The 24096-nt window shown below is 64.5% G+C and carries 23 protein-coding genes and 1 riboswitch; of the genes, 15 read left to right on the top strand and 8 right to left on the bottom strand.

Annotation, left to right across the window (positions count from 1 at the left end):
- Positions 1-5: 5 nt before the first annotated feature.
- The gene (folE, locus tag ACYVG8_RS06950; protein WP_051528936.1) at positions 6-716 is read right to left on the bottom strand and encodes a GTP cyclohydrolase I; all 711 of its coding nucleotides are present in this window, start codon (positions 714-716) and stop codon (positions 6-8) included.
- Positions 717-1099: 383 nt separating this feature from the next.
- Here folE and ACYVG8_RS06945 point away from each other — a divergent pair, with 383 nt between their 5' ends.
- From ACYVG8_RS06945 to ACYVG8_RS06905, 9 genes are all read left to right on the top strand, one after another.
- The gene (locus tag ACYVG8_RS06945) at positions 1100-3094 is read left to right on the top strand and encodes a TonB-dependent receptor plug domain-containing protein (RefSeq protein ID WP_199489823.1); all 1995 of its coding nucleotides are present in this window, start codon (positions 1100-1102) and stop codon (positions 3092-3094) included.
- On the top strand, positions 3069-3620 hold the full coding sequence (locus ACYVG8_RS06940) for a DUF2478 domain-containing protein (protein ID WP_169735654.1): 552 nt from the start codon (positions 3069-3071) through the stop codon (positions 3618-3620). Before ACYVG8_RS06945 ends, ACYVG8_RS06940 begins: the two co-directional genes overlap by 26 nt.
- Entirely contained in the window at positions 3617-4642 is a 1026-nt protein-coding gene (locus ACYVG8_RS06935; protein WP_460745268.1) for an ABC transporter substrate-binding protein, read from the top strand. The genes ACYVG8_RS06940 and ACYVG8_RS06935 overlap by 4 nt, the downstream gene beginning before the upstream one ends.
- Positions 4639-5652, top strand: a complete 1014-nt coding sequence (locus ACYVG8_RS06930; protein ID WP_036386282.1) for a FecCD family ABC transporter permease — start codon at positions 4639-4641, stop codon at positions 5650-5652. The genes ACYVG8_RS06935 and ACYVG8_RS06930 overlap by 4 nt, the downstream gene beginning before the upstream one ends.
- Positions 5649-6434 (top strand): ABC transporter ATP-binding protein, encoded by a 786-nt coding sequence (locus ACYVG8_RS06925; RefSeq protein WP_460745267.1) that lies wholly within the window; start codon positions 5649-5651, stop codon positions 6432-6434. Before ACYVG8_RS06930 ends, ACYVG8_RS06925 begins: the two co-directional genes overlap by 4 nt.
- Positions 6431-7231, top strand: a complete 801-nt coding sequence (locus ACYVG8_RS06920) for a class I SAM-dependent methyltransferase (RefSeq protein ID WP_460745266.1) — start codon at positions 6431-6433, stop codon at positions 7229-7231. The genes ACYVG8_RS06925 and ACYVG8_RS06920 overlap by 4 nt, the downstream gene beginning before the upstream one ends.
- A gap of 1 nt (position 7232) precedes the next feature.
- Positions 7233-8660, top strand: a complete 1428-nt coding sequence (gene modD, locus ACYVG8_RS06915; protein WP_460745265.1) for a ModD protein — start codon at positions 7233-7235, stop codon at positions 8658-8660.
- A 62-nt stretch (positions 8661-8722) separates the two neighbouring features.
- Positions 8723-9151, top strand: a complete 429-nt coding sequence (locus ACYVG8_RS06910) for a TOBE domain-containing protein (protein WP_084300151.1) — start codon at positions 8723-8725, stop codon at positions 9149-9151.
- 115 nt (positions 9152-9266) lie between these two features.
- On the top strand, positions 9267-10016 hold the full coding sequence (locus ACYVG8_RS06905; protein WP_460745264.1) for a hypothetical protein: 750 nt from the start codon (positions 9267-9269) through the stop codon (positions 10014-10016).
- A 46-nt stretch (positions 10017-10062) separates the two neighbouring features.
- Here ACYVG8_RS06905 and ACYVG8_RS06900 read toward each other — a convergent pair whose 3' ends face one another.
- Positions 10063-11163 carry a methyl-accepting chemotaxis protein gene (locus ACYVG8_RS06900; protein ID WP_028499722.1) on the bottom strand — a complete coding sequence of 367 codons (1101 nt, stop codon included), beginning with the start codon at positions 11161-11163 and terminating at the stop codon, positions 10063-10065.
- 202 nt (positions 11164-11365) lie between these two features.
- The gene (locus tag ACYVG8_RS06895; RefSeq protein WP_146745070.1) at positions 11366-11599 is read right to left on the bottom strand and encodes a hypothetical protein; all 234 of its coding nucleotides are present in this window, start codon (positions 11597-11599) and stop codon (positions 11366-11368) included.
- Positions 11600-11734: 135 nt separating this feature from the next.
- Here ACYVG8_RS06895 and ACYVG8_RS06890 point away from each other — a divergent pair, with 135 nt between their 5' ends.
- Both ACYVG8_RS06890 and ACYVG8_RS06885 read left to right on the top strand, forming a co-directional pair.
- Entirely contained in the window at positions 11735-12649 is a 915-nt protein-coding gene (locus ACYVG8_RS06890) for a hypothetical protein (protein ID WP_460745263.1), read from the top strand.
- A gap of 45 nt (positions 12650-12694) precedes the next feature.
- On the top strand, positions 12695-12862 hold the full coding sequence (locus ACYVG8_RS06885) for a hypothetical protein (RefSeq protein WP_460745262.1): 168 nt from the start codon (positions 12695-12697) through the stop codon (positions 12860-12862).
- A gap of 36 nt (positions 12863-12898) precedes the next feature.
- Here ACYVG8_RS06885 and ACYVG8_RS06880 read toward each other — a convergent pair whose 3' ends face one another.
- Both ACYVG8_RS06880 and ACYVG8_RS06875 read right to left on the bottom strand, forming a co-directional pair.
- Complete coding sequence (locus ACYVG8_RS06880; RefSeq protein WP_036386288.1) at positions 12899-13636, bottom strand: SDR family NAD(P)-dependent oxidoreductase; 738 nt, start codon at positions 13634-13636, stop codon at positions 12899-12901.
- Between the two features lie 77 nt (positions 13637-13713).
- A complete protein-coding gene (locus ACYVG8_RS06875) occupies positions 13714-14631 on the bottom strand; it encodes a LysR family transcriptional regulator (RefSeq protein WP_028499725.1) in 918 nt (305 codons plus the stop codon).
- A 138-nt stretch (positions 14632-14769) separates the two neighbouring features.
- Here ACYVG8_RS06875 and ACYVG8_RS06870 point away from each other — a divergent pair, with 138 nt between their 5' ends.
- From ACYVG8_RS06870 to ACYVG8_RS06860, 3 genes are all read left to right on the top strand, one after another.
- The gene (locus tag ACYVG8_RS06870) at positions 14770-15351 is read left to right on the top strand and encodes an NAD(P)H-dependent oxidoreductase (protein WP_028499726.1); all 582 of its coding nucleotides are present in this window, start codon (positions 14770-14772) and stop codon (positions 15349-15351) included.
- A gap of 38 nt (positions 15352-15389) precedes the next feature.
- Positions 15390-15812, top strand: a complete 423-nt coding sequence (locus ACYVG8_RS06865) for a MerR family transcriptional regulator (RefSeq protein ID WP_051528937.1) — start codon at positions 15390-15392, stop codon at positions 15810-15812.
- Positions 15811-16009: riboswitch (cobalamin riboswitch) on the top strand. (Overlaps the previous gene by 2 nt.)
- 40 nt (positions 16010-16049) lie before the next feature.
- The gene (locus ACYVG8_RS06860) at positions 16050-16703 is read left to right on the top strand and encodes an energy-coupling factor ABC transporter permease (RefSeq protein ID WP_028499727.1); all 654 of its coding nucleotides are present in this window, start codon (positions 16050-16052) and stop codon (positions 16701-16703) included.
- Between the two features lie 66 nt (positions 16704-16769).
- Here the strand turns inward: ACYVG8_RS06860 and mgtA are convergent, their stop codons facing one another.
- A complete protein-coding gene (gene mgtA / locus ACYVG8_RS06855; protein ID WP_460745261.1) occupies positions 16770-19535 on the bottom strand; it encodes a magnesium-translocating P-type ATPase in 2766 nt (921 codons plus the stop codon).
- 558 nt (positions 19536-20093) lie between these two features.
- Here mgtA and ACYVG8_RS06850 point away from each other — a divergent pair.
- The gene (locus ACYVG8_RS06850; RefSeq protein WP_460745260.1) at positions 20094-20645 is read left to right on the top strand and encodes a hypothetical protein; all 552 of its coding nucleotides are present in this window, start codon (positions 20094-20096) and stop codon (positions 20643-20645) included.
- 42 nt (positions 20646-20687) lie between these two features.
- On the opposite strand, the gene ACYVG8_RS06845 is transcribed toward ACYVG8_RS06850, so the two are convergent.
- Both ACYVG8_RS06845 and metE read right to left on the bottom strand, forming a co-directional pair.
- Positions 20688-21629 carry a class I SAM-dependent methyltransferase gene (locus ACYVG8_RS06845; protein WP_051528938.1) on the bottom strand — a complete coding sequence of 314 codons (942 nt, stop codon included), beginning with the start codon at positions 21627-21629 and terminating at the stop codon, positions 20688-20690.
- 125 nt (positions 21630-21754) lie between these two features.
- Positions 21755-24046, bottom strand: a complete 2292-nt coding sequence (metE, locus tag ACYVG8_RS06840; protein WP_460745259.1) for a 5-methyltetrahydropteroyltriglutamate--homocysteine S-methyltransferase — start codon at positions 24044-24046, stop codon at positions 21755-21757.
- Positions 24047-24096 lie beyond the last annotated feature (50 nt).

Raw genomic sequence — 24096 nt, 5'->3', positions numbered from 1 at the left:
TCCGCTCAGTCGCCCTTGTTCATCAACGCCAGGAATTCCCGGCGCAGATTGGCATCGCGCAGGAAAGCGCCGCGCATCACGCTGTTGGTCATCTTGGCGTGGTCATCCTTGACCCCGCGCCAGTGCATGCAGAAGTGGTCGGCCTCCAGCACCACGGCCAGTCCGTCCGGCTGCAGCTTGTCCATCAGCAGGTCGGCGATCTGGGTCACGGCCTCTTCCTGAATCTGCGGACGGGTCATGATCCAGTCGATCAGCCGCACATACTTGGACAGGCCGATCAGGTTCGAGTGCTCACTCGGCAGCACACCGACCCAGGCGCGGCCCATGATCGGGCACAAATGGTGCGAGCAGGCACTGCGCACGGTGATCGGGCCGATGATCATCAGCTCGTTCAGCCGCTCGACATTCGGGAATTCGGTGCTGGACGGGATCGGCACATAGCGGCCACGGAACACTTCGCGAATGAACATTTTCGACACCCGCCGTGCCGTGTCGCGGGTGTTGTGGTCGTTGCGGGTGTCGATCACCAGGCTTTCCAGCACGCGCTGCATCTGCTGCGCGACTTCGGCCTGCAGCGCGTCCAGCTCGCCGGGCTCGATATGGTCGGCAATATTGTCGTTGGCGTGGAAACGGACGCCGGCGGCCTCGAGCCGGGCGCGGATGCGCTGTGAAACGGGCGGGACGGAAGACGGGGGTTCGATGTCGGTGGGGCTCATTCTGGATTCTTGCCTTGGGTGGTGATGTTTCTTGTCACAGGCAGGGTAAAGCGCGCGCGCGCCGTTGACAAATGCCGGGGCCGGGCCGGCGGTGGCGGGCGGTCCATGAAGCGACGACGACGCACGGCCGCACCCCGCGGGCTTTCCCCCTCCCGCCGTCTTGACATGCATCATGGCTCCGGCCATCCCGATTGGGTTGCGTAATATATTCGGGTATATTTCGCGTCCGCATGGGCCAGGCCAGTCAGGGCTGGCCCGGGTTTCTGATTTTTTTACCTATCGCTATATATTGTTTTATATAGCGAGACAGGAGCGAAATGATTACGCCAGCGTCACCTCCGTTCCCCCGCCGTGTGCCGGGCCCGATCACCCTCAGTCCGTCCGTGCCCGACTGGCGTCGACGCTGGTTGCCGGCGCTGGTCAGTGCGGCCTTCGCCGCCGCACCGGTCTGGGCGGCAGACGGGGTGTTCGAGCTGGGTACCGTGGTGGTCACCGGCAGTCCGGTGCCGCCGTCGGCCAGCGGGGAAGCGGTGGTCAGCGCGGCACAGATGGCGAGCGGGAACCGCGATACCGTTGCCGACGCCGTGGCCATGCTGCCCGGTGTCAGTCTGTCGAAGAACAGCCGCAATGAGGACATGGTGTATGTGCGCGGCTTCGACGCGCGTCAGGTACCGGTGTTTGTCGACGGGATTCCGCTGTACGTGCCGTACGACGGCTATGTCGACTTCGGCCGTTTCACCACCTTCGATCTGGCCGAAATCCGTGTCGCCAGGAGCGATGCTTCGTTGCTGTACGGACCGAACACGCTGGGGGGCGCCATCAATCTGGTGACGCGCAAGCCGGTCAAGCCGCTGGAAGGGGATATCCGCATCGGTATCGGCTCCGGCGACCTGAGCAAGGTGGCGGTCAACCTCGGCAGCAATCAGGAAAGCTGGTATCTGCAGCTTGGCGCGTCCTATCTGGATGCGAACTCGTTTCCGCTGCCGCATGGCTTCAAGGACCGCAAGGCAGTGCCGACCGACACCGGCGACAAGCGCGAGAATGCGTACCGTACCGATACCCGGGCGTCATTCAAGCTCGGCTTTACCCCGAATGCGACCGACGAATATGCGATCGGCTATGTGACCCAGGACGGGGAAAAGGGCAACCCGGTCTATACCGGCGACTCGAACAGCGGCATCCGCTACTGGCGCTGGCCGTACTGGGACAAGGACAGTCTGTACTTCATCAGCAACACCCGGCTGGGCGACAACATTCTCAAGACCCGGCTGTACGAGGATCGCTACAAGAACGGTCTGTATGCGTACAGCGACAGCACGTACTCGACCGAACTCGTAAACAGGAACTTCCCCAGCTATTACGACGACAGGGTGCGCGGCGCCTCGGTCGAACTGACCAGCTATCTGCTGCGCGATCACGAGCTGCGCGTGGCCGCGCACTACAAGGAAGACAAGCACCAGGACAGCAACCCGCTGTCGCCGACCAAGAACTATCGCGACGTGACCACCTCGCTGGCGATCGAGGATACGGTGACACTGGCCCCGGCCTGGCGCCTGCGGCTCGGTGCCAGCCATGACCGGCGTGATGCGAAAGAGGTCTACCAGTGGCCGACCGGGTCGACCAGCGCCACCAATGGCCTGATCGAACTGAGCCATATTCTGGACGACAGCGGCAGCGAACTGTATGCGCTGGCATCGCACAAGACCCGCTTTCCGACCATCAAGGACCGTTATTCGGCCAGGATGGGGGCGGCACTGCCGAACCCGGACCTGAAGCCGGAAACCGCCAATCACGGTGAAATCGGGGTCAAGGGCACGCCGTGGGACGGCGGACGAGGTCAGCTGGCCGTGTTCTACAGCCATATCCAGGATCTGATGCAGAGCGTGATCGTACCGGCGCCGACCGGCACCTGCGGCAAGAACAGCAAGACCTGTCCGCAGATGCAGAACGTCGGTCGTGCCCGCACCGCCGGCGTCGAGCTGTCGATCGAACAGCAACTGCCGGCCAACTGGTCGGTCGGCGGGGCCTATACCTACCTGGCCCGGCGCAACCTCAGCGATCCGGCCACGCTGCCGACCGATACCCCGCGCCACCGCCTGTTTGCCCATGTCAGCTGGGCGCCGGCCAACGAGTGGGTATTCAATGCCACTGCCGAGGCCGAGCAGGGTCGCAAGGTCGCCTATGCCGGTGCCAATGGCTCGACCTTCCGCAGCCTTGCCGGGTATGCGACCTTCGGTCTCAACGGCGAATGGACGCCACGCAAGGACATGAGCCTGCAACTCGGCATGAACAATATCGGCGACAAATGGTATGAACTGGCCGATGGTTATCCAATGCCCGGAAGGACCTGGTATGCCAATGCCACCTATCGCTTCTGAACCCGCCGTGCGCCGGGTCGCCGCCATCGTGCATGGCGAGGACGAGCAGGGCACGCACCGCCTGCTCGACACCTTCGCCCGCGAACTGCTGCAGCGTGGGCACCATGTGCGCGGCGTGGTCCAGAAAGACGCCGACTATTCGGTACTGACCGGCAAGCGCATGAGCCTGCTCGACCTGGACAGCGGCTGCAGCTATCCGATCTCGCAGGATCTCGGCCCCGGTTCAACCGCGTGCTGCCTGGATCCGGCGGGCATCGCCGCAGCCAGCGTCGTGCTGCGCCGGGCACTGGCCGAACGGCCCGAACTGGTGGTCGTCAACCGCTTTGGCGTGCTGGAGGCCGAAGGCAGTGGCTTTGCCGCCGAGCTGCTGGCGCTGATGGCCGACGGCGTGCCGGTGCTGACCGTGGTCGCGCCCAGATTCCTGGCCGCGTGGCGGGCGTTCACCGGCGATGATGCCGACGAGCTGCCGCCGCAGGCGGAGGCGCTGCGCGACTGGTTCACCCGGGTGGCGGAGCGCGCGCGGTGAAGCGACGCGAACTGCTGCTCGGGCTGGCGCTGGCGCCGTGGCTGACCCTGACTCAAGCCGGGTCGGCGCCGGCTACGGCTACGGTCTTTGGCCGTCCGCCGCCCCGGATAAAGCGCGTATTCGCCGCCGGTGCGCCGGCCGGGGTGCTGGCGTGTGTGCTCGCGCCGGATACCCTGCTGGGCTGGCCGATGCCGCTCAGCACCGAAGCGCGGGGCTGGCTGCCGCCGGTGGCGAGGTCGCTGCCCTTTGTCGGCCGACTGGCCGGGCGCGGCACGACCATGCCGGTCGAAACCCTGTTGCAGCTGCAGCCGGACCTGATTCTCGACGCCGGCAGTCTGGGCGCCACCTATGTGTCGACCGCGCGCAAGGTCGCGCAGCAGACCGGCCTGCCGTATGTGCTGACCGGAGGCCTCCTTGCGCAACTGCCGGCGCAACTGCGCGAGATCGGCCGGCTGCTCGGCCGCGCAACGCGTGGCGAGACCCTGGCCACGCATGCGGAGCAGCTGCTGGCGCAGGCCGCGCGAGTCAGGGCGGCGCTGCCGGCCAGCGCCCGGCCGGGCGTCTATCTCGGCAGGGGCGCCGACGGGCTGGAAACCGGGCTGGACGGCTCGCTGAACATGGAAATCATCGCTGCCGCCGGCGGGCGCAATGTGGCGGCGGCAGCCGGGCAGGGCGGGCTGGCACGGGTGTCGCTGGAGCAGGTGCTGGCGTGGAATCCTGACGTCATCCTGACTCAGGATCCTGCCTTCGCCGCCCGGGCCCGCCGCGACCCGGCATGGCGTGCGCTGTCCGCCGTGCGCAACGGCCGCGTGCACTGCGCGCCGACGCTGCCGTTTGGCTGGCTCGACGGCCCGCCCGGCGTCAATCGCCTGATCGGACTGCCGTGGCTGCTGGCGCGGCTGCATCGCGAGCCGGCCCGGGTGCGTGCGCTGCCGGCAACGGTGTCGGCGTTCTACCGCCTGTTCTACGGCATCGAGCTGACTGCCACCCAGCGCGACCGGCTGCTGGGAGAGGAGGGATGAGCCGGCGCCATCCTCTGACTGGCTGGACCGTGGCGCTGGCGGCACTGCTGGCCACACTGGTTGCAGCCTTCGCCATCGGCAAGTTCCCGGTCGCTCCGGGCGAACTGCTGCGCGGGGTAGTGGCCCGCCTCGGCGGCCCGCCATCCGGCCTGCCGGTCGCCGTGGAAACGGTGATCTGGCAGATTCGCCTGCCGCGCATCGCTGCCGGCCTGCTGGTGGGGGCGGCCCTGTCGGCAGCCGGCGCGGCGTACCAGGGCATGTTCCGCAACCCGCTGGTCTCGCCGGATATTCTCGGTGTGTCGTCCGGCGCCGGTCTTGGCGCGGCATTCGGGATTTTTCTCGGCCTGCCGCTGTCGGCCGTGCAGGGGCTGGCGTTTGCCGGCGGTCTGCTTGCCGTTGGCGCGGTCTATCTGATTGCCGGGCTGGTGCGCCGCCATGACCCGGTGCTGGTGCTGGTACTGGCCGGTGTTGCGGTCGGTGCGCTGCTCGGCGCCGGGATTTCGCTGCTGAAACTGCTGGCCGATCCGTATACCCAGCTGGCGTCAATGACCTTCTGGCTGCTTGGCGGGCTCAATGCAGTGACGGCGGGCGATCTGCTGCTGACCGCGCCGCTGATCATCGCCGGCCTGCTGCCGATGGCGCTGCTGCGCTGGCGCATCAATCTGCTCGGCTTCTCCGACGAAGAAGCCTCGGCGCTGGGCGCCAATGTGACCCGATTGCGGCTGATTCTGGTGGCGGCAGCCACACTGACCACCGCCGCCGCGGTGTCGCTGACCGGCATTATCGGCTGGATCGGGCTGGTCATTCCGCATATCGCCCGGCTGCTGGTCGGCCCGGATTTCTCGCGCCTGCTGCCAGCGTCGCTGCTGCTCGGCGCCATTTTCCTGCTGTTGACCGATACCCTGGCGCGTACCGTGGCGCCGATCGAACTGCCGCTCGGCGTACTGACCGCACTGGTTGGCGCGCCGTTCTTCCTGTTCCTGCTGGCCCGGGGCGGGAGGCCGGCATGACGCCGCCGGTGATCGAAACCCGCGCGCTGGCCATCGGCCATGGCCGACAGCCGCTGGGGCGCGACATTGCCTTCTCGCTGGCCGCTGGCGAGGTGCTGTGCCTGCTCGGCCCGAATGGCAGTGGCAAGACTACTTTTTTCAGAACCCTGCTTGGCCTGCTGCCGCTACTGGCCGGCGAGGTCCGGGTCTGCGGCGAAGCCGTGGCCGGCTGGTCGCGGGCCGCCTTCGCGCGCCAGGTCGGCTATGTGCCGCAGGCGCATGCCGGCGTGTTTCCATTTACGGTCGCGGAGGTCGTGCTGATGGGGCGCCTGGCCCGAATCGGCCGTTTCTCGGCCCCGTCGCGGCAGGATCGCGACATCGCGGCAGACTGTCTGGACATGCTGGGCATTCTGCCGCTGCACGACCGTGTCTATACCGCGATCAGTGGCGGCGAGCGCCAACTGGTGCTGATCGCCCGCGCGCTGGCCCAGCAGCCGGCACTGCTGGTCATGGACGAACCGACCGCCAGCCTCGATTTCGGCAACCAGATCCGCGTACTCGACCATATCGGCCGGCTGCGCGGGCAGGGCATGGCCGTGCTGATGTCGACCCATCAGCCCGAGCATGCCCTGCGGGTCGCCGATCGCATTGCCCTGTTCAATGCCGGTCAGGTGATCGCAGACGGCCCGCCGGCCGCCATGATCACCCCGGCGCGGCTCGCATCCCTGTACGGTGTCAGCGAAAGCGCCGTCTCCGCGAGCCTGTCCCCGTTGTTGTCCCCGGAAAGGAATGTATTGCCATGACCATTGCCGCCATTGATTTCGGCCGCCTGTACCAGGATCACCTGATCGCTGCCGCGCGCGCGCCCAAGCCCGCCAGCGACTGGGATGCCCGCGCAGCCGACATGAAGCGCAAAGTCATGCGCGGCCCGTATGTCGACGCCTTTATCGCCGGCATGAACCTGGATGGCGCCCGCACCCTGCTCGACATCGGTTGCGGACCGGGCACCATCGGTCTGGCGCTGGCCGACCGGCTGGAACGGGTCTACGGGCTCGATTACAGCCGCGCCATGCTCGACATGCTGGTCGCCAATGCCGCAGAGCTGGGGCTGGACAATGTCGAGGCGATCCACCGGGCCTGGGAGGATGACTGGTCCGACCTGCCGCAGTGCGACATCGCGGTTGCCTCCCGTTCCACCCTGGTCGCCGACATGGCTGCTGCGCTGAAAAAGCTCGACGCCAGCGCACGACTGCGCGTGTACCTGACCCATATCGTCGGCGGCAGCTTTATCGATCCGGCCGTGCTGCAGGTGCTGGGGCGGACCCAGCCCTGCCTGCCGGACTACATCTATATCGTCAATATCCTGCACCGGATGGGCATTCATCCGCGGATCGACTATATCGAGACCCCGAGCCGGCTGGCCGATGCCGTGGATTTCGACAGCTTTGCCGACAGGGTCGCCTGGTCGCTCGGCGAGCTGGACGACAACGAACGCGCACGGCTGCAGGACTGGTACCAGCGGGAAGGCACGGCGGCGATCGAGCCGATCCGCTGGGCGCTGATCTCCTGGGACGTTCGCCGTCCGCGCCAGGGAGCCTGACATGGCACATCCCCTCTCAAGCTGGGTCAGCCACCATCGTCAGACCCATCCTGCCGCCCCGTATGGCAGCACTGCTGCCGGCGACGTGCCGGCAGACATTGTCCATATCCTGGCCAGCGTGCTGCGTCACGTACAGGACGGCGAACTGCCGCTGTTCGCCTGGACCCTCGGTCTGCCGCAACCCTCGCTGCTGTCGCTGATCGAGCGCTGCTTCCCGGAAATCGGCCCACTGGAGCGGATGGACGACAACGACTATGCGGATATTGGCAAGATCGTGCCGGAGCGCTACCGGCAGCTGGTGGCCGCGCTGTCTGCCCATCGCGCCGACAGCCTCAACCCCGAATACGCCGACTGGCTGGCCCGGGCCATTGCCGCCGCTGCACTTGGCCATCGCGAGCTGTGGCGCGACCTTGGCCTGAGCGGGCACGAATCGGTCCCGGCCCTGTTCCAGCGCCATTTTCCGTCCTTCTCCGCCGACCTGACCCGGGTGCCGGACTGGAAGTCCTTGCTGCTGGCCGCAGCAGCGCCGCACCCCCAGGAGCATGCCGGCGGCGAGTTCGCCAATGCGGTGTTTTTCGACGAGGCGCAGATCGACAGCTGGATCGGAGAAGACGCCCCGCTGCTGGACCTGACCACGCAGTTGCTCGGTATCGGCACCCGGCCGGCGCGCATGCGGCTTCGCTCGCGTCAGTCCACCGTGGCAGCCTGCACCGAGGAGGCGGTCCGGCTGGTCGAGCGCTGCGGCGGGCGGGTCGAGCGTTTTGTTCCCAGCGGCAGCCGGGTGGCGGCCGGCCAGGTTCTGCTGAGTGCGACCGGCCGCGCCGATGCTCTGCTGCGGGCGTGGAAAGTGGCACAGAACCTGCTCGAATATGCGTGCGGCGTGGCCACTGCAACAGCGGCCATGGTCGATGCGGTCCGGGCGGTGAACCCGGACGTGGCGGTACTGACCACGCGCAAGCATCCGCCCGGGATGCGCAAGCTGGCGCTGAAGGCCACGCTTGCCGGCGGGGCGTTTCCGCACCGGCTGGGGCTGGGAGAAACGCTGCTGGTTTTCCCGCAGCACCGGGCGCTGCTCGATGACTGGGACGTGCTGCGCGAACGGCTGGCGCGAGTCTGCGGGGCGCTGAGCGAGAAAAAAGTGGTGATCGAGGCGCATGATCTCGACGACGCATGGCAGGCCCTGGCGGCCGGCGCCAGCGTCATCCAGTTCGACAAGCTGGCGCCGGACGCGCTGCGTGCCGCCTGCAACGCGCTGCGCGCCCATGACGGCGAACTGGCACTGATCGCCGCCGGCGGCATCCATGCCGGCAATGCGGCAGACTATGCGGGTTGCGGTGTCGATGCGCTGGTCACCAGCAGCCTGCATTACGCGCCACCGGCTGATATTGGCGTCGGGATCGAGCCCTGGCCTGCCGCAGATGGAGTGTGATCGACCGGGTTTTCGCCTACACTCGGCGCACCCCCGATCATCACTCAATTCAGGAGCCCAGCATGCAGACCAGTGCGCGCAACCAGTTTGTCGGCAAGGTGTCGCAGATCAAGACCGGCATGGTGAACGACGAGATCGAACTCGTGGTCGCCGGTGGCCAGAAAATTGTCGCGACCGTAACGTGTGACAGCACGGAACAGCTTGGTCTGGTCGTTGGCGGCGAGGCGTTCGCGCTGGTCAAGGCATCGTCGATCATTATCGTGACCGACCAGCAGGGCGCCCGCTTCTCGGCCCGCAATCACCTGCACGGTACGGTCTCGCGACTGCAGACCGGTGCGGTCAATACCGAAGTGGTGCTCGACCTGCCGGGCGGCGGCGCGGTGGCCGCCATCATCACCAACGAGAGCAGTCAGGCGCTCGGGCTGGCAGTCGGCGTGCCGGCCAGTGCGCTGTTCAAGGCAACCAGCGTGATTCTGGGCGTAGCGGCCTGACGGCAGGCGGGCGATACCGGTCATGATATCGCCCGCCTGCAAATACCAATTGCATACCATTTCATTGATTTCTATTGTTCATCATGCCCGATGGTGAAACAGAAAAGGAAATGGCATGGAAGTGATCACGATGGCATCGTCTCAGTGGCAGAACTCGCCGAGAGGGGCTTTCGCATTGACACCCAGCGCGAAAAGCATTCCCGGTCAGGCCATCGACTATGCGCTGTGCCAGATCTGCCGCTTGTCGAAAAAAGACGGGGGCATTGTCAGCAACCCGGCCGATGAGCTTGGCTGGAATCCTTCGACGACAGGAGAGGATGCGATCAAGCTGGCAACGCTGAATCCTGCCAACGGGTGGTTTGTCGACAACCTGTTCCGTGCCGAAGCAAAGCAGAGCTGCATCTATTTCATGGACAGTTTTGATCCGGCCTCGATCAAGACCATTCTGGACTACACGGCCGACTGCGTGGACAGCGGGACCCGATATATAAGCGGCGGGCCTGCCGCCGGCAGTCCGTTCAGTGGCGCGACCATTGCCGGGAACCTGAGGAACGGCACCATCGTGGCAACCGGCAGCGGTGCCGGAAAACAGGTCTTCCTGCAGGACAGGCCGGACATTGCCGCTGACGACCACCTCGATTTTCGTGTCTATCTGATGTACCGGACGGGAACCGAGCAGAAAAGCGAGTTCGTGACGGTCGGCGGTTTTACCTGGAGCTTTGATGGTGCCGACAAAACCGCCACCTTCGGTGGCTTTTTCACCCGCTGGGCCGACCTGATTGAAGATCTGATGGGCAAGGCCATGCAGTTCCAGAATCAGACCCAGAAAACGCAGTGGTCCTATCGCCAGACGACCGGCCAGTAACGGTCTGTTTGCCGGCGGGCTCCCCCGGATGCCCGCCGACGCTGGCTCAGTGCACCGCCACCTTGTCCAGCATGCGGCCGATACCGTCCATGACCCGCAGGTTGGCCTGCTCCATGGCCTGCAATTCGACCAGCGCCTGATCCCATTCGCCAGCGTAGTGGCACTCGATCGCCCGCCGCGCATGCTGGTGAACGGCGCGGTGCGGCGTTTCCAGCTCGGCGTAGCCGGGCAGGCCGGCAAAGCGCTCGTGGCCTTCGCCATCGTAGTACCACTGGCCGAGGCGGCATTCAGTTTCGTCCGGCAGCGCGTCCGGACGCAGATCGGACAGGCCGAGCAGCACCTTGTAGACCTCGAGCTTCAGCGTCAGCTCTTCAATGTTCGCCAGCTCGACATTGGACAGCGTTGCCGACGACGATACCGCCCGCTCCATGCCGCGCGACAGCGTCATCAGTTGCTGCATGCTGTGCATGGCCGCTTCGCTGTCGGTCGAATAGCGGCCGGCATCGTCGGCCCCCAGCTCCATCACCGAGCGGGCGGCACTGGTCTCCTGCTGGATGGTGCCAACCAGGGTCGCGATCTCGGCCGTGGCCTTGCCGGTACGTTCGGCCAGCTTGCGCACCTCGTCGGCCACCACGGCAAAACCGCGTCCGGCCTCGCCGGCACGCGCCGCCTCGATCGCCGCATTCAGTGCCAGCAGATTGGTCTGGTCGGCGACCTCCTTGATCAGGCGGACGATGCCGTCGATCTCGGTCGCACGCTGGTGCAGGCCGTCGACGGTACGTGACGCCTCGTGCATGCGCTCGAACATGGCGCGCAGATTGCCGGCGATGCGCTCGAATGCCTGGCGGTTGCTGTCCGACTGGCTGGCGGCTTCGCGGGCTGCCTGCCGTTCCCCGTTCAGGGTGCCGGCCAGACCGAGAAACGACTGGCGCACGCCACCGAGCGATTCGCCAAAGCGGCCGAAGTTGGCGAACACGCCATCCAGCGTCGCCTGACGTCGGCGCAAGGCACCGGCTTCGTCGCTCAGCCGGCTGCGCTCGGCATCCAGTTCGGCGGTCCGTGCCTGCTCCCGGGCCAGTTGCTGTTGCAGGGCGGCATTGTGCTGTGCGCTTTCGGCCAGCGCGTGTTTGTATTTCCAGAACAGCATGATGGCTCCACGTCCGGGGAGCAGGTGAGGGTGGCAATTAAAGATGAATATAAAATACATGTTTAAATGCGTCAACTCTCTGCACGTGTGTCCCTGCGACCATCAGCCGCATTGCGCGGGAACGGCAGGCTGTTTACGCTACAGATGTTCGTCGCCCCCAGCTGACGATTCACTCCAGGGTTATGCAAGCAGGAACGGCCGGTCAGCCCCCGGCCGTTTTTTCTGCCCGCCCGGCGACGATCTCGCCCTGACTGCCAGCCGGCCATGCAGACCGGCTGCCCGGAATGCGGATTTTGCCACTGCCCAGTCCTCCCCTTGAGCCCAGCCCTTGTCCTGCCTCGTGCCCACCGCTTTCTGGTGGATATCCGGTCGAAGTTTGAAAAATCGGATTTGTCTGATGGAAATCGCTTTGCGCACCGCCGATGATGGTAAGCATCAAGATGCTTGATGTTCTTGCTGCCTCACCTCTGCCCGCACTGTATGAACTTGTCTGGCTTTATCCCGGGGATGGCCAATATTGTTTTGGGAGTGACATGTTTACCGTAAACGATAAAACGTGGCGGAGATCGGCATGAACATTTACGACCCTATTTTCTCACGCAACATGATATTGGGCGTCGTGTTGCTGCCCATGATGGCGATTGCACAAGCCCCACTGCCCCCGTTGGAGTATCTAAAGAGTGATCCACCGACGGAGAAAACCAGTTATGCCTCCCGTATTGCCAACCGCAAAGGGGTACATGACGCAGACCCGCACGTGTATGTCTATAACGCCGAATTTGCCAGGCGCTTCCAGATGCCTGATGAGTGGATTTCGGCAGAGCTCAAGGGCGTCGATGCCGTGGCTTTTCGCGAGGTCCCCCGTCCGTACAAGACCTGCGGCTGGGGTGGAAACCCCAAGGCATGCCGCACGGATGAAGTGCGGTGCGAAATGGACATGTATTTCGATCAGACACGCAATCCGCTGCCGTGGGACGATCGAATGAACCCTGTAGATACTCTCTTTGACATTGCGAAGTCGTCCTGGTTTATCGGTTCATTGGCGAACCAAGAAATGCGTCCTCGCACCAGCTTGTGGGGCGGAGTGCCTCTGCCGCGATCCCCCTTTACCGACCCAAAGACGGGCAAGGAACTCATGTGGCAGGGGGGATACTGGAATAGTGATAAAGATCGTGGCGGAAGCTACTGGGGGATAGCCAGTTACGACCGGGAACCATTCTCCGGTGTGTCGCTGGTAACTGTGGGAGGGGGATGCGGTGAACCGGCAGATGCATGGTGGTTAAGCTCAAATAACACTGGATATGAGGAAAAAGCCCAAACGTACAAGCTGGTCACGTTACCCCAAACCTGGAGAGTTCGCGTGAGACAGGCGCTGCGCGAATCCAGGGCGCGCGCAGAAGCCTTCTTCAAACGCGAAGGAGAGAAGGCGATGAAGGCGTTAAGTGAATCACCGACGCCCAGCCAATCGATTGTCCCCGTGCAGTGACGATCGGTGTAGAGCTTCAATTCGGTGTTAAATCTTTTGAGGTGCATGGTCGAGCAGATTGCAACGGCAGACGGTCAGATACTACTCGATGCACAAGTTAATAACCTTGTTCAGGCGATGGCCTCGTTTTCTCCGCCAGCCGCCGGCCAGATGACACTGCCGGAAAACTACAGCCGCGCCCTTGCCCCAGTCATCGCAGCAAGCTGGAAGTAAATTCCTGTGATCGGCCCCAGTTCTCACGGCTTGTCCTTACACGTGCTGCCCCCCATTGATATGAATCTCGGCACCATTGATATATGACGACGCCGACGTGCACAGGAAATGAATGGTGGAAGCGACTTCGGCCGGGTCGCCGAGGCGTCGCATCGGCACGTCGTGCTCGATGATGTCACTGGTGCCGGGTGACAGGATCGAAGTTTCGATCTCGCCGGGGGCGATGGCATTGACGCGCACGCCATGCGGGCCGAACTCGTGCGCCATCTCGCGGGTCAGTGCCGCCAGCGCGGCCTTGGAAGCGGCGTAGGCGACGCCGGCAAACGGGTGGACGCGCGAACCGGCAATCGAGGTGACATTGACGATGGCGCCCTGGCCGGCCACCAGCTCCGGGAACAGCGCGCGGCCGAGCAGGGCGGTGGACAGCAGGTTCACGTTCAGCACCCGGGTCCAGGTCTGCGCATCCGATGCCAGCACGCCGAGGCGGGCGCCGTTGTCGCCCTTGGGCGAAATGCCGGCATTGTTGACCAGGGCATGCAGCTGGCCATTCGGCAATCGCGAGCGGACCTCGGCCACCAGTGCATCGATGCCGTCCAGATCAGCCAGATCGGCCTGCACATGCGAAGCCCGGGCACTGGGCCAGCGGCAGGCTTCGGAAAACGGCTGGCGCGACACGGTCAGGATATGCCAGCCATGCGCCTGGAACAGCTTGACGGTCGCATGGCCAATGCCGCGGCTGGCGCCGGTCAGCAGCATGTATCGCGTTTCGGGCATGACAGCCTCCTGTCTGGTCAACCATGCCGGGCAGCTTCTCATCCTCCTGCCCGCGCCCGCAAGCGTGGCAATGCCGTTCAGCCGGCCGGAAACGGCCAGTCGGCATCGAAGGCGGTGAAGCGCGCCTGCAGGTACTCGATCAACTGGCGCTGGCGATGGACCGGATAGCGGTTCTGCAGGAACACCAGCTGCAACGGCACGGTTTCCCGGCTCCAGTCCGGCAGCAGCAGGCGCAGGCGCCCGGCGGTCACATCCGCGGCCACGTCGTGCCAGCTCTTGAACGCGATGCCGTGCCCGGCCAGCGCCCAGTCGCGGATCAGCGCACCGTCGTCGCTGCTGCGCCGGCCTTCGGCGTGAATTTCGCGGACCTCGTCCCCGGCACAGAAACGCCACGGGCCACGCAGCTGGCCATCGTGCAACAGCGGCAGCAGCGCATGGCGGTGCAGATCGTCCGGGGTCTGCGGCGTGCCATGACGATCGAGATAGGCCGGTGCGGCGACCGCGACCCGGCGGGTCAGCGCCAGCTGACGCCGGACCAGCGGCGAATCATCGAGCTGGCCGTAACGCAGCGCCAGGTCGATATTGCTGCGCACCAGATCGGTCAGCGCATCGCCGACGCTCAGTGTCAGGGTAATGCCCGGATGTTGCTCCAGAAACGGGTCCAGCCACGGTCGCAGCAGGTGGCGGCCGAGATCGGACGGCAGCGCCAGCCGGATCGGCCCGGCAAGCTGCTGGCGTTGCGCCGCCAGCGCTGCCTCGCCATCGGCCAGTGCCGCCAGTGCGGCCCGGGCCGATGGCAGAAAGATCCGACCTTCCTCGGTCAAGCGCATGCGCCGGGTCGAGCGGGCGAACAGCCGTACGCCAAGCCGTTTCTCCAGCCGCAGTACGGCCGCGCTGGCAGCGGCGGCGGTGCAGCCCAGCTCGCGCGCCGCCGCGGACAGGTTTTCCAGCTCGGCGGTGCGGATGAACAGCCGCAGGTCGTTGATCGCATACATGTCAAAAATTTTTTGATAAATGAACGACAATTATCAATTCTAGCAGTCATGGCCAGGCCCGGAATGGAAAGCCCTTGACCCTGTCCCACGGGGCAGGGTTCACACTGCATGCTTTCGGACAGACAAGAGTGGGGCGGCATGAGCGGCAAACGCGTTCTGGTGATTCTCGGCCATCCGGCCAGTGACAGCTTCAACGCTGCGCTGGCCGATGCCCATGCCGAGGCTGCACGGCAGGCCGGGCACGAGGTCAGGGTGCTGCGGCTGGGCCAACTGGTGTTCGATCCGGTTCTGCATGATGGCTACCGCCGGGTCCAGCCGCTGGAACCCGGGTTGCAGGCGGCGACCGAGGCGATCCACTGGGCCGAGCACCTGACCTTTGTCTTTCCGGTCTGGTGGGGCGGGGTGCCGGCGCTGCTGAAGGGGTTTCTGGACCGGGTGTTCCTGCCCGGTTTTGCCTTTCGCTACCGGCCCGGCAAGGCGTTTCCCGCCCGGCTGCTGAGCGGCCGTTCGGCACTGCTGCTGGCGACGATGGATACGCCGCCGTGGTATTTCCGCTGGGTCTACCGCGACCCGGCGATCCGGCAGATGAAGGACACCACGCTGCGCTTCTGCGGCATCCGGCCAGTGCGGGTAGAGCGGCTGGGGCCGGTCCTCGGCGCTACGCCCGCCCGCCTTGAGGCCTGGCTGGAACGGGCCCGCCTGCTTGCCAGACGACTCTGAACGCGTTATCCAGTCAGCGGTCATGCGCGGGAGGAACCATGTATATCGGGGAACTGGCGAAACGGAGCGGTGCCTCGGCGCGCGCCATCCGGCTGTACGAATCGCTGGGCCTGCTGGGGCAGGTGCAGCGCCAGGGCAGTTACCGCGTCTATCGTGACGAGAGCGTGGCGCTGGTGCAGATGATCCGCCAGGCGCTGGCCCTCGGCTTGCGGCTGGCCGAACTGGCGCCGGTACTGAACGGGGATGGCGAGCCGGACTGGGACCGGCTGGCGGCGCTGCTGGCGCAGAAACGCGCCAGCCTGCGGCAGGAGATCGCGAGACTCGAAAGGCTCGACCAGGAGCTGATACATATCGAGGCGGAGATCCGTGCCTGCACCGATCTGCAGCAGCGCAGCCCGGCCTGTGAGCCTGTCCGTTCCCGTCATCAGCAGAAAGATGCATCTGTTCTGGAAACCCCTTAAGCTATGCGCGCTTAGTGGTTCCGCCGAAGTGGGCGGAGGAAACAGGGAAGTCGGCAAGCCTTCGGGCGGATACCGCGCTGCCCCCGCAACTGTGAGCGGTGAGTCTCGTGCATGAAGTCACTGGCCTGAAAGGCCGGGAAGGCGCACCGGGATGTCGACCCGCGAGCCAGGAGACCTGCCACGAGACATGCCGATCCCCGGCGTATTCCTCACCCGCATCTCCTCGGAGGGAGAACGATGCATATCGAACCCGGCATTCTCAATGCCGCCAAAGTGCTGTACGCCAACGTCGCCGCCGTCGGCGCGCTGGCCGCCTTTTCACCCAGACTGTTCACCCGGCCCGACAATCTGGTCAAAACGCTGCTGGCTGCCGTGTTCTTCTCGGTCTTCATGGAAATCTTCCACCTGCCGGTCGGCGCGTCGGAACTCCATTTCGTCGGCGCATCGGCGGTGTACTTCATCTTTGGCTTTATCCCCACCCTGTTCGGCTTCGCCATTGGCCTGCTGCTGCAGGGACTGCTGTTCGAGCCGCAGGATCTGGTCCATCTCGGCGTCAACTCGCTGTCGCTGATGCTGCCGCTGGTGGCTGCACACGGTCTGCTGGGCCGCCACTTCTTCGCCGAGGACGAACGCCGCCGCATCCGCTGGGCTGAAGTGGTCAAGTTCGACGCGTTGTACTACAGCGGCGTGGTCGCCATGGTCGGCTTCTGGCTGGCCTTCGGCGAAGAACCGACCCCGCTGTACAACTGGGCGCTGTTCGCCGTGTCCTACCTGCCGCTGGTGCTGTGCGAACCACTGTTCACCTGCCTGGTGGTGCGCACGCTGAAGCCGCACGCCGACAAGCTGCTGATCAGCCGCTTCACCTGCGTGAAGACGCTGGCCGTGGCATAGGCACGGGCCTGCAGAAAATGGCGCGAGTGCAACACTCGCGCCATTTTTCATTGCAGCGAAACCCGCTTACTGCCAGCCGTAGCGGCGGGCATAGAATCCCTTCATGGCCTGGGTCAGCGCCATATAGGCCAGCAGGGTGGCGATCAGCCACGGGAAGTAGCTCAGCGGCAGCGCCTGCAGCTTGAAGTAGCCGGCCAGCGGCCCCATCGGCAGGAAAATGCCGATGCTGATGATCACCGCCGTCATCGCCAGCAGCGGCCAGGCGGCACGGCTCTGGATGAATGGCAGCTTGCGGGTGCGGATCATGTGCACGATCAGTGTCTGCGACAGCAGCCCTTCGACAAACCAGCCGGACTGGAACAGCGTCTGCTGCGCCGCCGTGTTCGCGCCGAACACGAACCACATCAGCGCATAGGTGCTGATGTCGAATACCGAGCTGATCGGGCCGAAGAACAGCATGAAGCGTCCCAGTTCGTCCGGGTTCCACTTCTGCGGCTGGCGCAGCGCGTCTTCATCGACGTTGTCGAACGGGATGGCGACCTGGGACACGTCGTACAGCAGGTTCTGCACCAGCAGATGCAACGGCAGCATCGGCAGGAACGGGATGAATGCACTGGCCACCAGCACCGAGAACACATTGCCGAAGTTAGAGCTGGCGGTCATCTTGATGTACTTCAGCATGTTGGCGAAGGTCTTGCGCCCCTCGATCACGCCCTGGTCGAGCACCATCAGGCTCTTTTCCAGCAGGATGATGTCGGCCGCTTCCCTGGCGATATCGACCGCCGAGTCGACCGAAATGCCGATGTCGGCCGCGCGCAGCGCCGGCGCGTCATTGATGCCGTCGCCCATGAAGCCGACCACATGGCCGTTGCCGCGCAGCACGCGCACCAGCCGCTCCTTCTGCATCGGGGACAGTCTGGCGAACACGGTCGCGTTTTCCGCCGCGACGGCCAGCCGGGCATCGCTCATCGCGTCGATATCGGTGCCGACCAGTACCCCCCTGATGGCCAGCCCGACATCGCGGCACACCTTCAGCGTCACCCGTTCGTTGTCGCCGGTCAGCACCTTGACCTCGATGCCATTGGCCTTCAGCGCCGCCAGCGCTGGCGCGGTCGATTCCTTCGCCGGATCGAGGAAGGCGATATAGCCGACCAGCGTCAGTCCCGACTCATCAGCCACCCCATACGTGTCGCGGGCTGCGGGCAACGCCCGGGTCGCAACGGCAACCACGCGCAGCCCTTCCTGATTCAGCCCGGCGGTCACGGTACGGATGCGTGCCAGCAGCGCCTGGTCCAGCACTCCGGTCGCCTCGCCGTGCCGTACATGGCTGCAGACCGACAGCACTTCTTCCAGCGCGCCCTTGCAGATCAGCAGGTGGCGATCGTCGTGCTCGCTCACGACGACCGACATCCGCCGGCGGCTGAAATCGAAAGGAATCTCGTCGACCTTGCGGAAATTGCCGGCGGCATCCAGTTTCTGATGCAGGTCCGCATGTTCCAGCACCGCCACGTCGAGCAGGTTTTTCAGCCCGGTCTGGTAGCAGCTGTTCAGGTAGGCCATGTCCAGCACTTCGTCCGAGACGGCGCCGAAGGCATCGGTATGCCGTTCCAGCACAATCCGGTCACGGGTCAGAGTGCCGGTCTTGTCGGTGCACAGGACATCCATCGCGCCGAAGTTCTGGATCGCATCCAGCCGCTTCACGATCACCTTCTTGCGGCTGAGGATGACCGCTCCCTTGGCCAGGGTCGAGGTCACGATCATCGGCAGCATTTCCGGGGTCAGGCCAACCGCGATCGACAGCGCGAACAGCGCCGCCTCGACCCAGTCGCCCCTGGTGAAACCGTTGATGAACAGCACCAGCGGCGTCATGACGAACATGAAGCGGATCAGCAGCCAGCTGACCTTGTTCACCCCGGCCTGGAACTGGGTCGGCGTGCGGTCCTGCGTCGTCACCCGTTCGGCCAGGGCACCAAAGCAGGTGTCGCTGCCGGTGGCGATGACGATCGCCGTGGCGGTGCCGCTGACCACATTGGTGCCCATGAAGCACAGATTGCCGAGTTCCAGCGGATTGCCGTCCGGGCAGGGGCCGGCCGCGCAGAATTTTTCCACCGGCAGCGATTCGCCAGTCAGCGCGGCCTGGGCGACAAACAGGTCCTTGGCTGCCAGCAACCGCACGTCGGCCGGAATCATGTCGCCCGCCGACAGCAGGACGATGTCACCGGGAACCAGCAGCCGGATAGGTACCTCGACCCGGCGTGCCGCCTGCGGGTGCAACTGGACGCCGAAGTACTGCCGTGCTTCCTGTGCGATTTCCTGTGCCACATCGCGGCGCAGCACGGTGGCCGTGTTGCTGACCATTTCCTTCAGCTTGTCCGCTGCCGAGTTCGAGCGCTTTTCCTGCACGAAACGGAGCAGGGTAGAGATCACCACCATGGAACCGATGACGACAGTGGCCTTCATGTCGTCAGTCAGCCACGAGATGGCGGCCAGCAGTGTCAGCAGCACATTGAACGGGTTGCGGTAACACAGCCAAAGGTGCGTGAACCAGCGCATCGGCTTTTCGTGCCCGACTTCATTCAGCCCGGTCAGCTCGCGCTTGCCGGCGGCTTCCGCCTCGGTCAGTCCGTCAGCGTGCGAGCCAAGTCGCGTGACGACCGCGCTGGGCACCAGCCGCGCCAGCGCTTCCAGGCGCCCGGTGAGCCGGTGTGGCATTTCCTTGCCTGCCGCCGCACCGCGCAGCAGGTCGAGAATGGCCTGGCGGCGAAACTGACGCGCACTCAGGCCCTTTTGCAGAAAGGTCAACAGACCCTTTTTCATGATTTCAAAACGCATGCTTTCCCTCCGCCGGGCACGCGCGGATGCGGCCCGGCCATCGCGGGGTCGACCCCGACGGCCAGCAGGCGGCAACAAGGCGCCATCGCCGTTCTGCATGCAGCAGAACGCGACAGATCCTCGCCTGATGGCGACGTCATGAGTCAGGTGATGTATGGAATAGGGGATGAGCCGGACCGAACGGTCCCGCTGATGCCACTACCCGCCTGGTCGGCAAGGGCAGCGGCAGGAAAAGCCTGCGATGTCCTTGCCGTTAGCGGTCGATACCCGATCGACAACTGGAGCAACTGTCCACGGATGGACTCCATCTGAAAAAGACCGGCGCAAGATACTCCGCTTGCGACCGGCCTGTCTATCGCAATGCGGGCGCCGCTGGTGGGAATTCATGAAGCAGCATGGAAAAACGTCAAATTTCTGTAAATTGACGCAAATAACGCCATTCTTTGCGGGTAGCTAAAGTTAGATATTGGGTCTTATTGCAGTCATTTAATGCCGTATGCATTGAAAATCGGCCCATTGAATGCTATGACATCAGCACTTCAATGACGGAGTTTGAGCATGGCGGTTTTTTTCTGTGTCGATACCGGTACGCAGTATGCCGATCTTTCCCCCTGGATCCGCACGGCAGCGGACCCGGTCCAGGCCAACAATGTCGTCAGCAATCAGGTTCGCGCACCACGCCTGCCAGGCAACCGGTTGTTCGTTCCCGGTCTGAACAGCTGCTCGGCTTATGTGATCGTGACCGACACCCACATATATGTTCAGCACAATGTACAGATTCTGGCCAACGGCACCTTGCAGACGCCGGCCACGGCAGACGCCCGGTTCACCACGTTCTACAACAACAGCCATGACCCGAACGAGGTGGTCCGGCAACGCTTTGCCATTGCCGCCAGCGTTGCCGACAACCAGGACTGGACGCGTCCCGCCTACGTCACGCAGCTGTCCGGCAACGGGGGCACCATGACGGCACAGATCGACGTGAATACCGTCACCGTGGTTGCGGTGACTCATGGGGGAGCCGGCTGGACGCTGGCGGCCAACCTGTTTGCCGTCACACCGCGGATGGAATGGGCGACGCCGCAATCAGCCCGCGTCGACGTGCCCTGACGCCACGCCGGCAGACCGCAACGCTCATGGCCGGCAGCAGACTCAGTCAGCTTGCCCGGCCAGGGCACGGCGCCGGAACAGCACAACCTCGGCGCCCAGCTCCGGGGGCAACAGCAATCGGCTCAGATCGGGGCGCGGCTCCAGATCGAAGTGACGCTGGGATTCGTATTCTGCCCAGTTGCCGCTGGCGAATTTGTGCTGGCTGACAATGGCGATATACAGCTCCACGCCGGGGGTGCGGAAGACCTCGCCTTCGAACGGATTCCGCGCCGGTGGCCACGAGCAGAGCACCACTTTCGGTGTGTACTGGCGCAGCGCCATCTGGGCCGGCAGGCGGACGACGGACTCCGGGAACGTGATCCGGTCCTGCCAGCTGTAATCGTCCGTCGCCGTGATACGGACGCCGCGTTCGCGCAGAAAGCGGGACAGGGTGCCGTCGCCGGCGGCGATCTCCAGGCAGGAACGATCGCCGATCAACTGCTGCAGCTGATCAATCAGCGCCCGGGAGTAGAAACAGTAGATGCCCTTGCGTTCGGCCAGCGGCATCAGGAAACGCTTTTGCCAGACCAGCGGCCACAGCAGCCGGAACCAGAACAGCGAGGCCGGCTTGCGTTCGAAACCGCGCCGGAACAGCAGCCGTTGCACCAGCAGACCGTTGAACAGATTGAAGCGGACCTTGCCCGAGCTGCGGCCGGTCGCCACCGCGAGGCTGTAGCGCTCGATGGCCAGCGCCGCCATCCGCTGGCGAATGGCCAGTTGCAGGCGCCGGGTCTTGTCCTGTTTGCCGAGCGTGGCTTTCGGCACTTGGGACAGGGGGGGTGGATTCAGCAACCGGTGCAGGCTGGCCGGGTCGCGCCGGGTAATGGCATCGGCCAGTTCCTTTTCCACGACATCCCATTCTTCCGGAAACGCTTCGCGCAGCGCCTGCTGGGAAGGCCTGCTCTGCAACCAGGACAGGACCTTGCGTGGATCATTGAGCTTCACCGAATCACCTTTCGACCATTAAATACCGCGAGCGAGAGGATAACTGGAATTGCTCAACCGGACGGACTTGACAGGAAAAAAACCGGGAGGCGCATCGACCCGTGACGCGCCCCGCCCGGCAGGTCTCAAACGGTGGAGCGCAAGGTTCTGGCCGCTGCCACCATCTGGGTCAGCGCCGGAATGACTTCCGCCCACTGACGGGTTTTCAGCCCGCAGTCCGGATTCACCCACAAGCGCCCGGCCGGGATGCGTTCGGCCGCCTTCTGCATCAGTTGCACGATATGCTCCCGGGTCGGAATGTTCGGCGAGTGAATGTCATAGACGCCGGGCCCGATCTCGTTCGGATACTTGAAGTCGTCGAATACATCGAGCAGTTCCATGTCGGAGCGTGAAGTCTCGATGGTGATCACATCGGCGTCCATGCCGGCAATGGCGGCGATGATGTCGTTGAATTCCGAATAGCACATGTGGGTGTGGATCTGGGTTTCGTCCTGCACGCCGTTGGCGCTGATGCGGAACGCTTCCACCGCCCAGTCCAGGTAGGCCTGCCACTGCGAGCGACGCAAGGGCAGTCCCTCGCGCAGGGCGGCTTCATCGATCTGGATGATGCGCACCCCGGCCCGCTCCAGGTCCAGCACTTCCTCGCGGATGGCCAGTGCCAGTTGCAGGCAGGACACCGAGCGAGGCTGGTCGTCACGCACAAAGGACCAGTTCAGGATCGTGACCGGGCCGGTCAGCATGCCCTTCATCGGCTTGTCGGTCAGCGATTGTGCATAGCGGATCCATTCGACCGTCATCGGTTTCGGCCGGCTGATATCGCCAAACAGGATCGGCGGTTTGACGCAGCGCGAGCCATAGGACTGCACCCAGCCGAACTGGCTGAACGCATAGCCATCCAGCTGCTCGCCGAAGTATTCGACCATGTCATTGCGCTCGGCCTCGCCATGCACCAGAACATCCAGTCCCAGCGCTTCCTGCTCGCGGATGCAGTGGGCAATCTCCGCCTGTATTGCCGTCCGGTAGGCGGCTTCGCCCAGTTCCCCGGCCTTGTACCGACTGCGCACCTGACGGATTTCCGCTGTCTGCGGGAATGAGCCGATGGTGGTGGTCGGGTAGGGCGGCAGCGCCAGCAAGGCGCTCTGTTTGCGGATGCGGACCGGGTACGGACTCTGGCGCTGGCCCAGCGCCGGGCTGATGCAGCTGACGGCCGCCTTGACCGCCGGATTGGTCACGCGGGGCGAGGTTCGGCGTGCTGCAATGGCTGCTGCGTTCTCGGCAAGTTCTGCCGCCACGGCCGTGCGCCCCCGGTTCAACGCCGTGGCCAGCACGGCGAGTTCGTCCAGTTTCTGCAGGGCGAAGGCGAGCCAGGAGCGGATGTCGGCATCCAGTTTCTGCTCGCTGGCCAGATCGACCGGCACATGCAGCAGCGAGCAGGACGGCGCGATCCACAACCGTTCACCGAGCTGCGCTGCGACCGGTTCCAGCCAGTCCAGTGTGGCAGCAAGATCGGCTTTCCAGATATTGCGGCCATTGATGACCCCCAGCGACAGCACCTTGTCCGACGGCAGCAGTTTGAGCAGCGACGGCAACTCGTCACGGGCATTGACCGCATCCACATGCAGGCCGGCCACCGGCAAGCGGCAGGCCAGCGGCAGGTTGTCCTGCAGCGGGCCGAAGTAGCTGGCCAGCAATACCCGGATGTGATCGGTCGCAAGCTGCCGGTAGGCGTGACCCAGCGCCTGCTGCCAGTCGGCATCCAGCTCGGTCACCAGCACCGGCTCGTCGATCTGCACCCATTCCACACCCTGGGCCGCCAGTTGCGCCAGCAGTTCGGCATAGACCGGCAGCAGGCGTTCCAGCAGGGCCAGCCGGTCGGTGTCATCCTTGGCCTTGCCCAGCCACAGATAGCTGACCGGGCCGATAATCACCGGCTTGGCCCTGACATGCTGTGCCCTGGCCTCGGCAAGCTGTTGCAACAGCCGGGACGCGTCGAGCCGGAATGTGGTGTCGGCCGTGAATTCCGGGACGATGTAGTGGTAGTTGGTATCGAACCACTTGGTCATTTCCCCGGCGGCAATGCCGGCGCAGCAGGCAGCGTGTTCCTCCGCTCCCTGTGCCGAACGGCCGCGTGCGACCCGGAAGACATTGTCCAGCGTATCACCATGGAAGTGACGGGCCCGTTCCGGCAGATTGCCCAGCATGAAGCTGGTGTCGAGCACCTGGTCGTAGAAGGAGAAATCGCCCACCGGCACCAGATCCAGAGCGGATTGCTGCTGCCAGTGCCGCTGGCGCAGCGTTGCGCCGAGTGCGGTCAGCGCGTCGCGCGAGGACTGGCCCTTCCAGTACGATTCGAGTGCGAATTTCAGTTCGCGTCGGGCGCCGATGCGGGGGAAGCCGAGATTGTGCGTGGTAACCATGATGGCCTTTTCAGTGTCCGGTACGGGGATGGACACATCTTAGGGACTGG

This window comes from Microvirgula curvata, from assembly GCF_054781615.1.
This window is presented reverse-complemented; position numbering and strand designations above follow the sequence as displayed.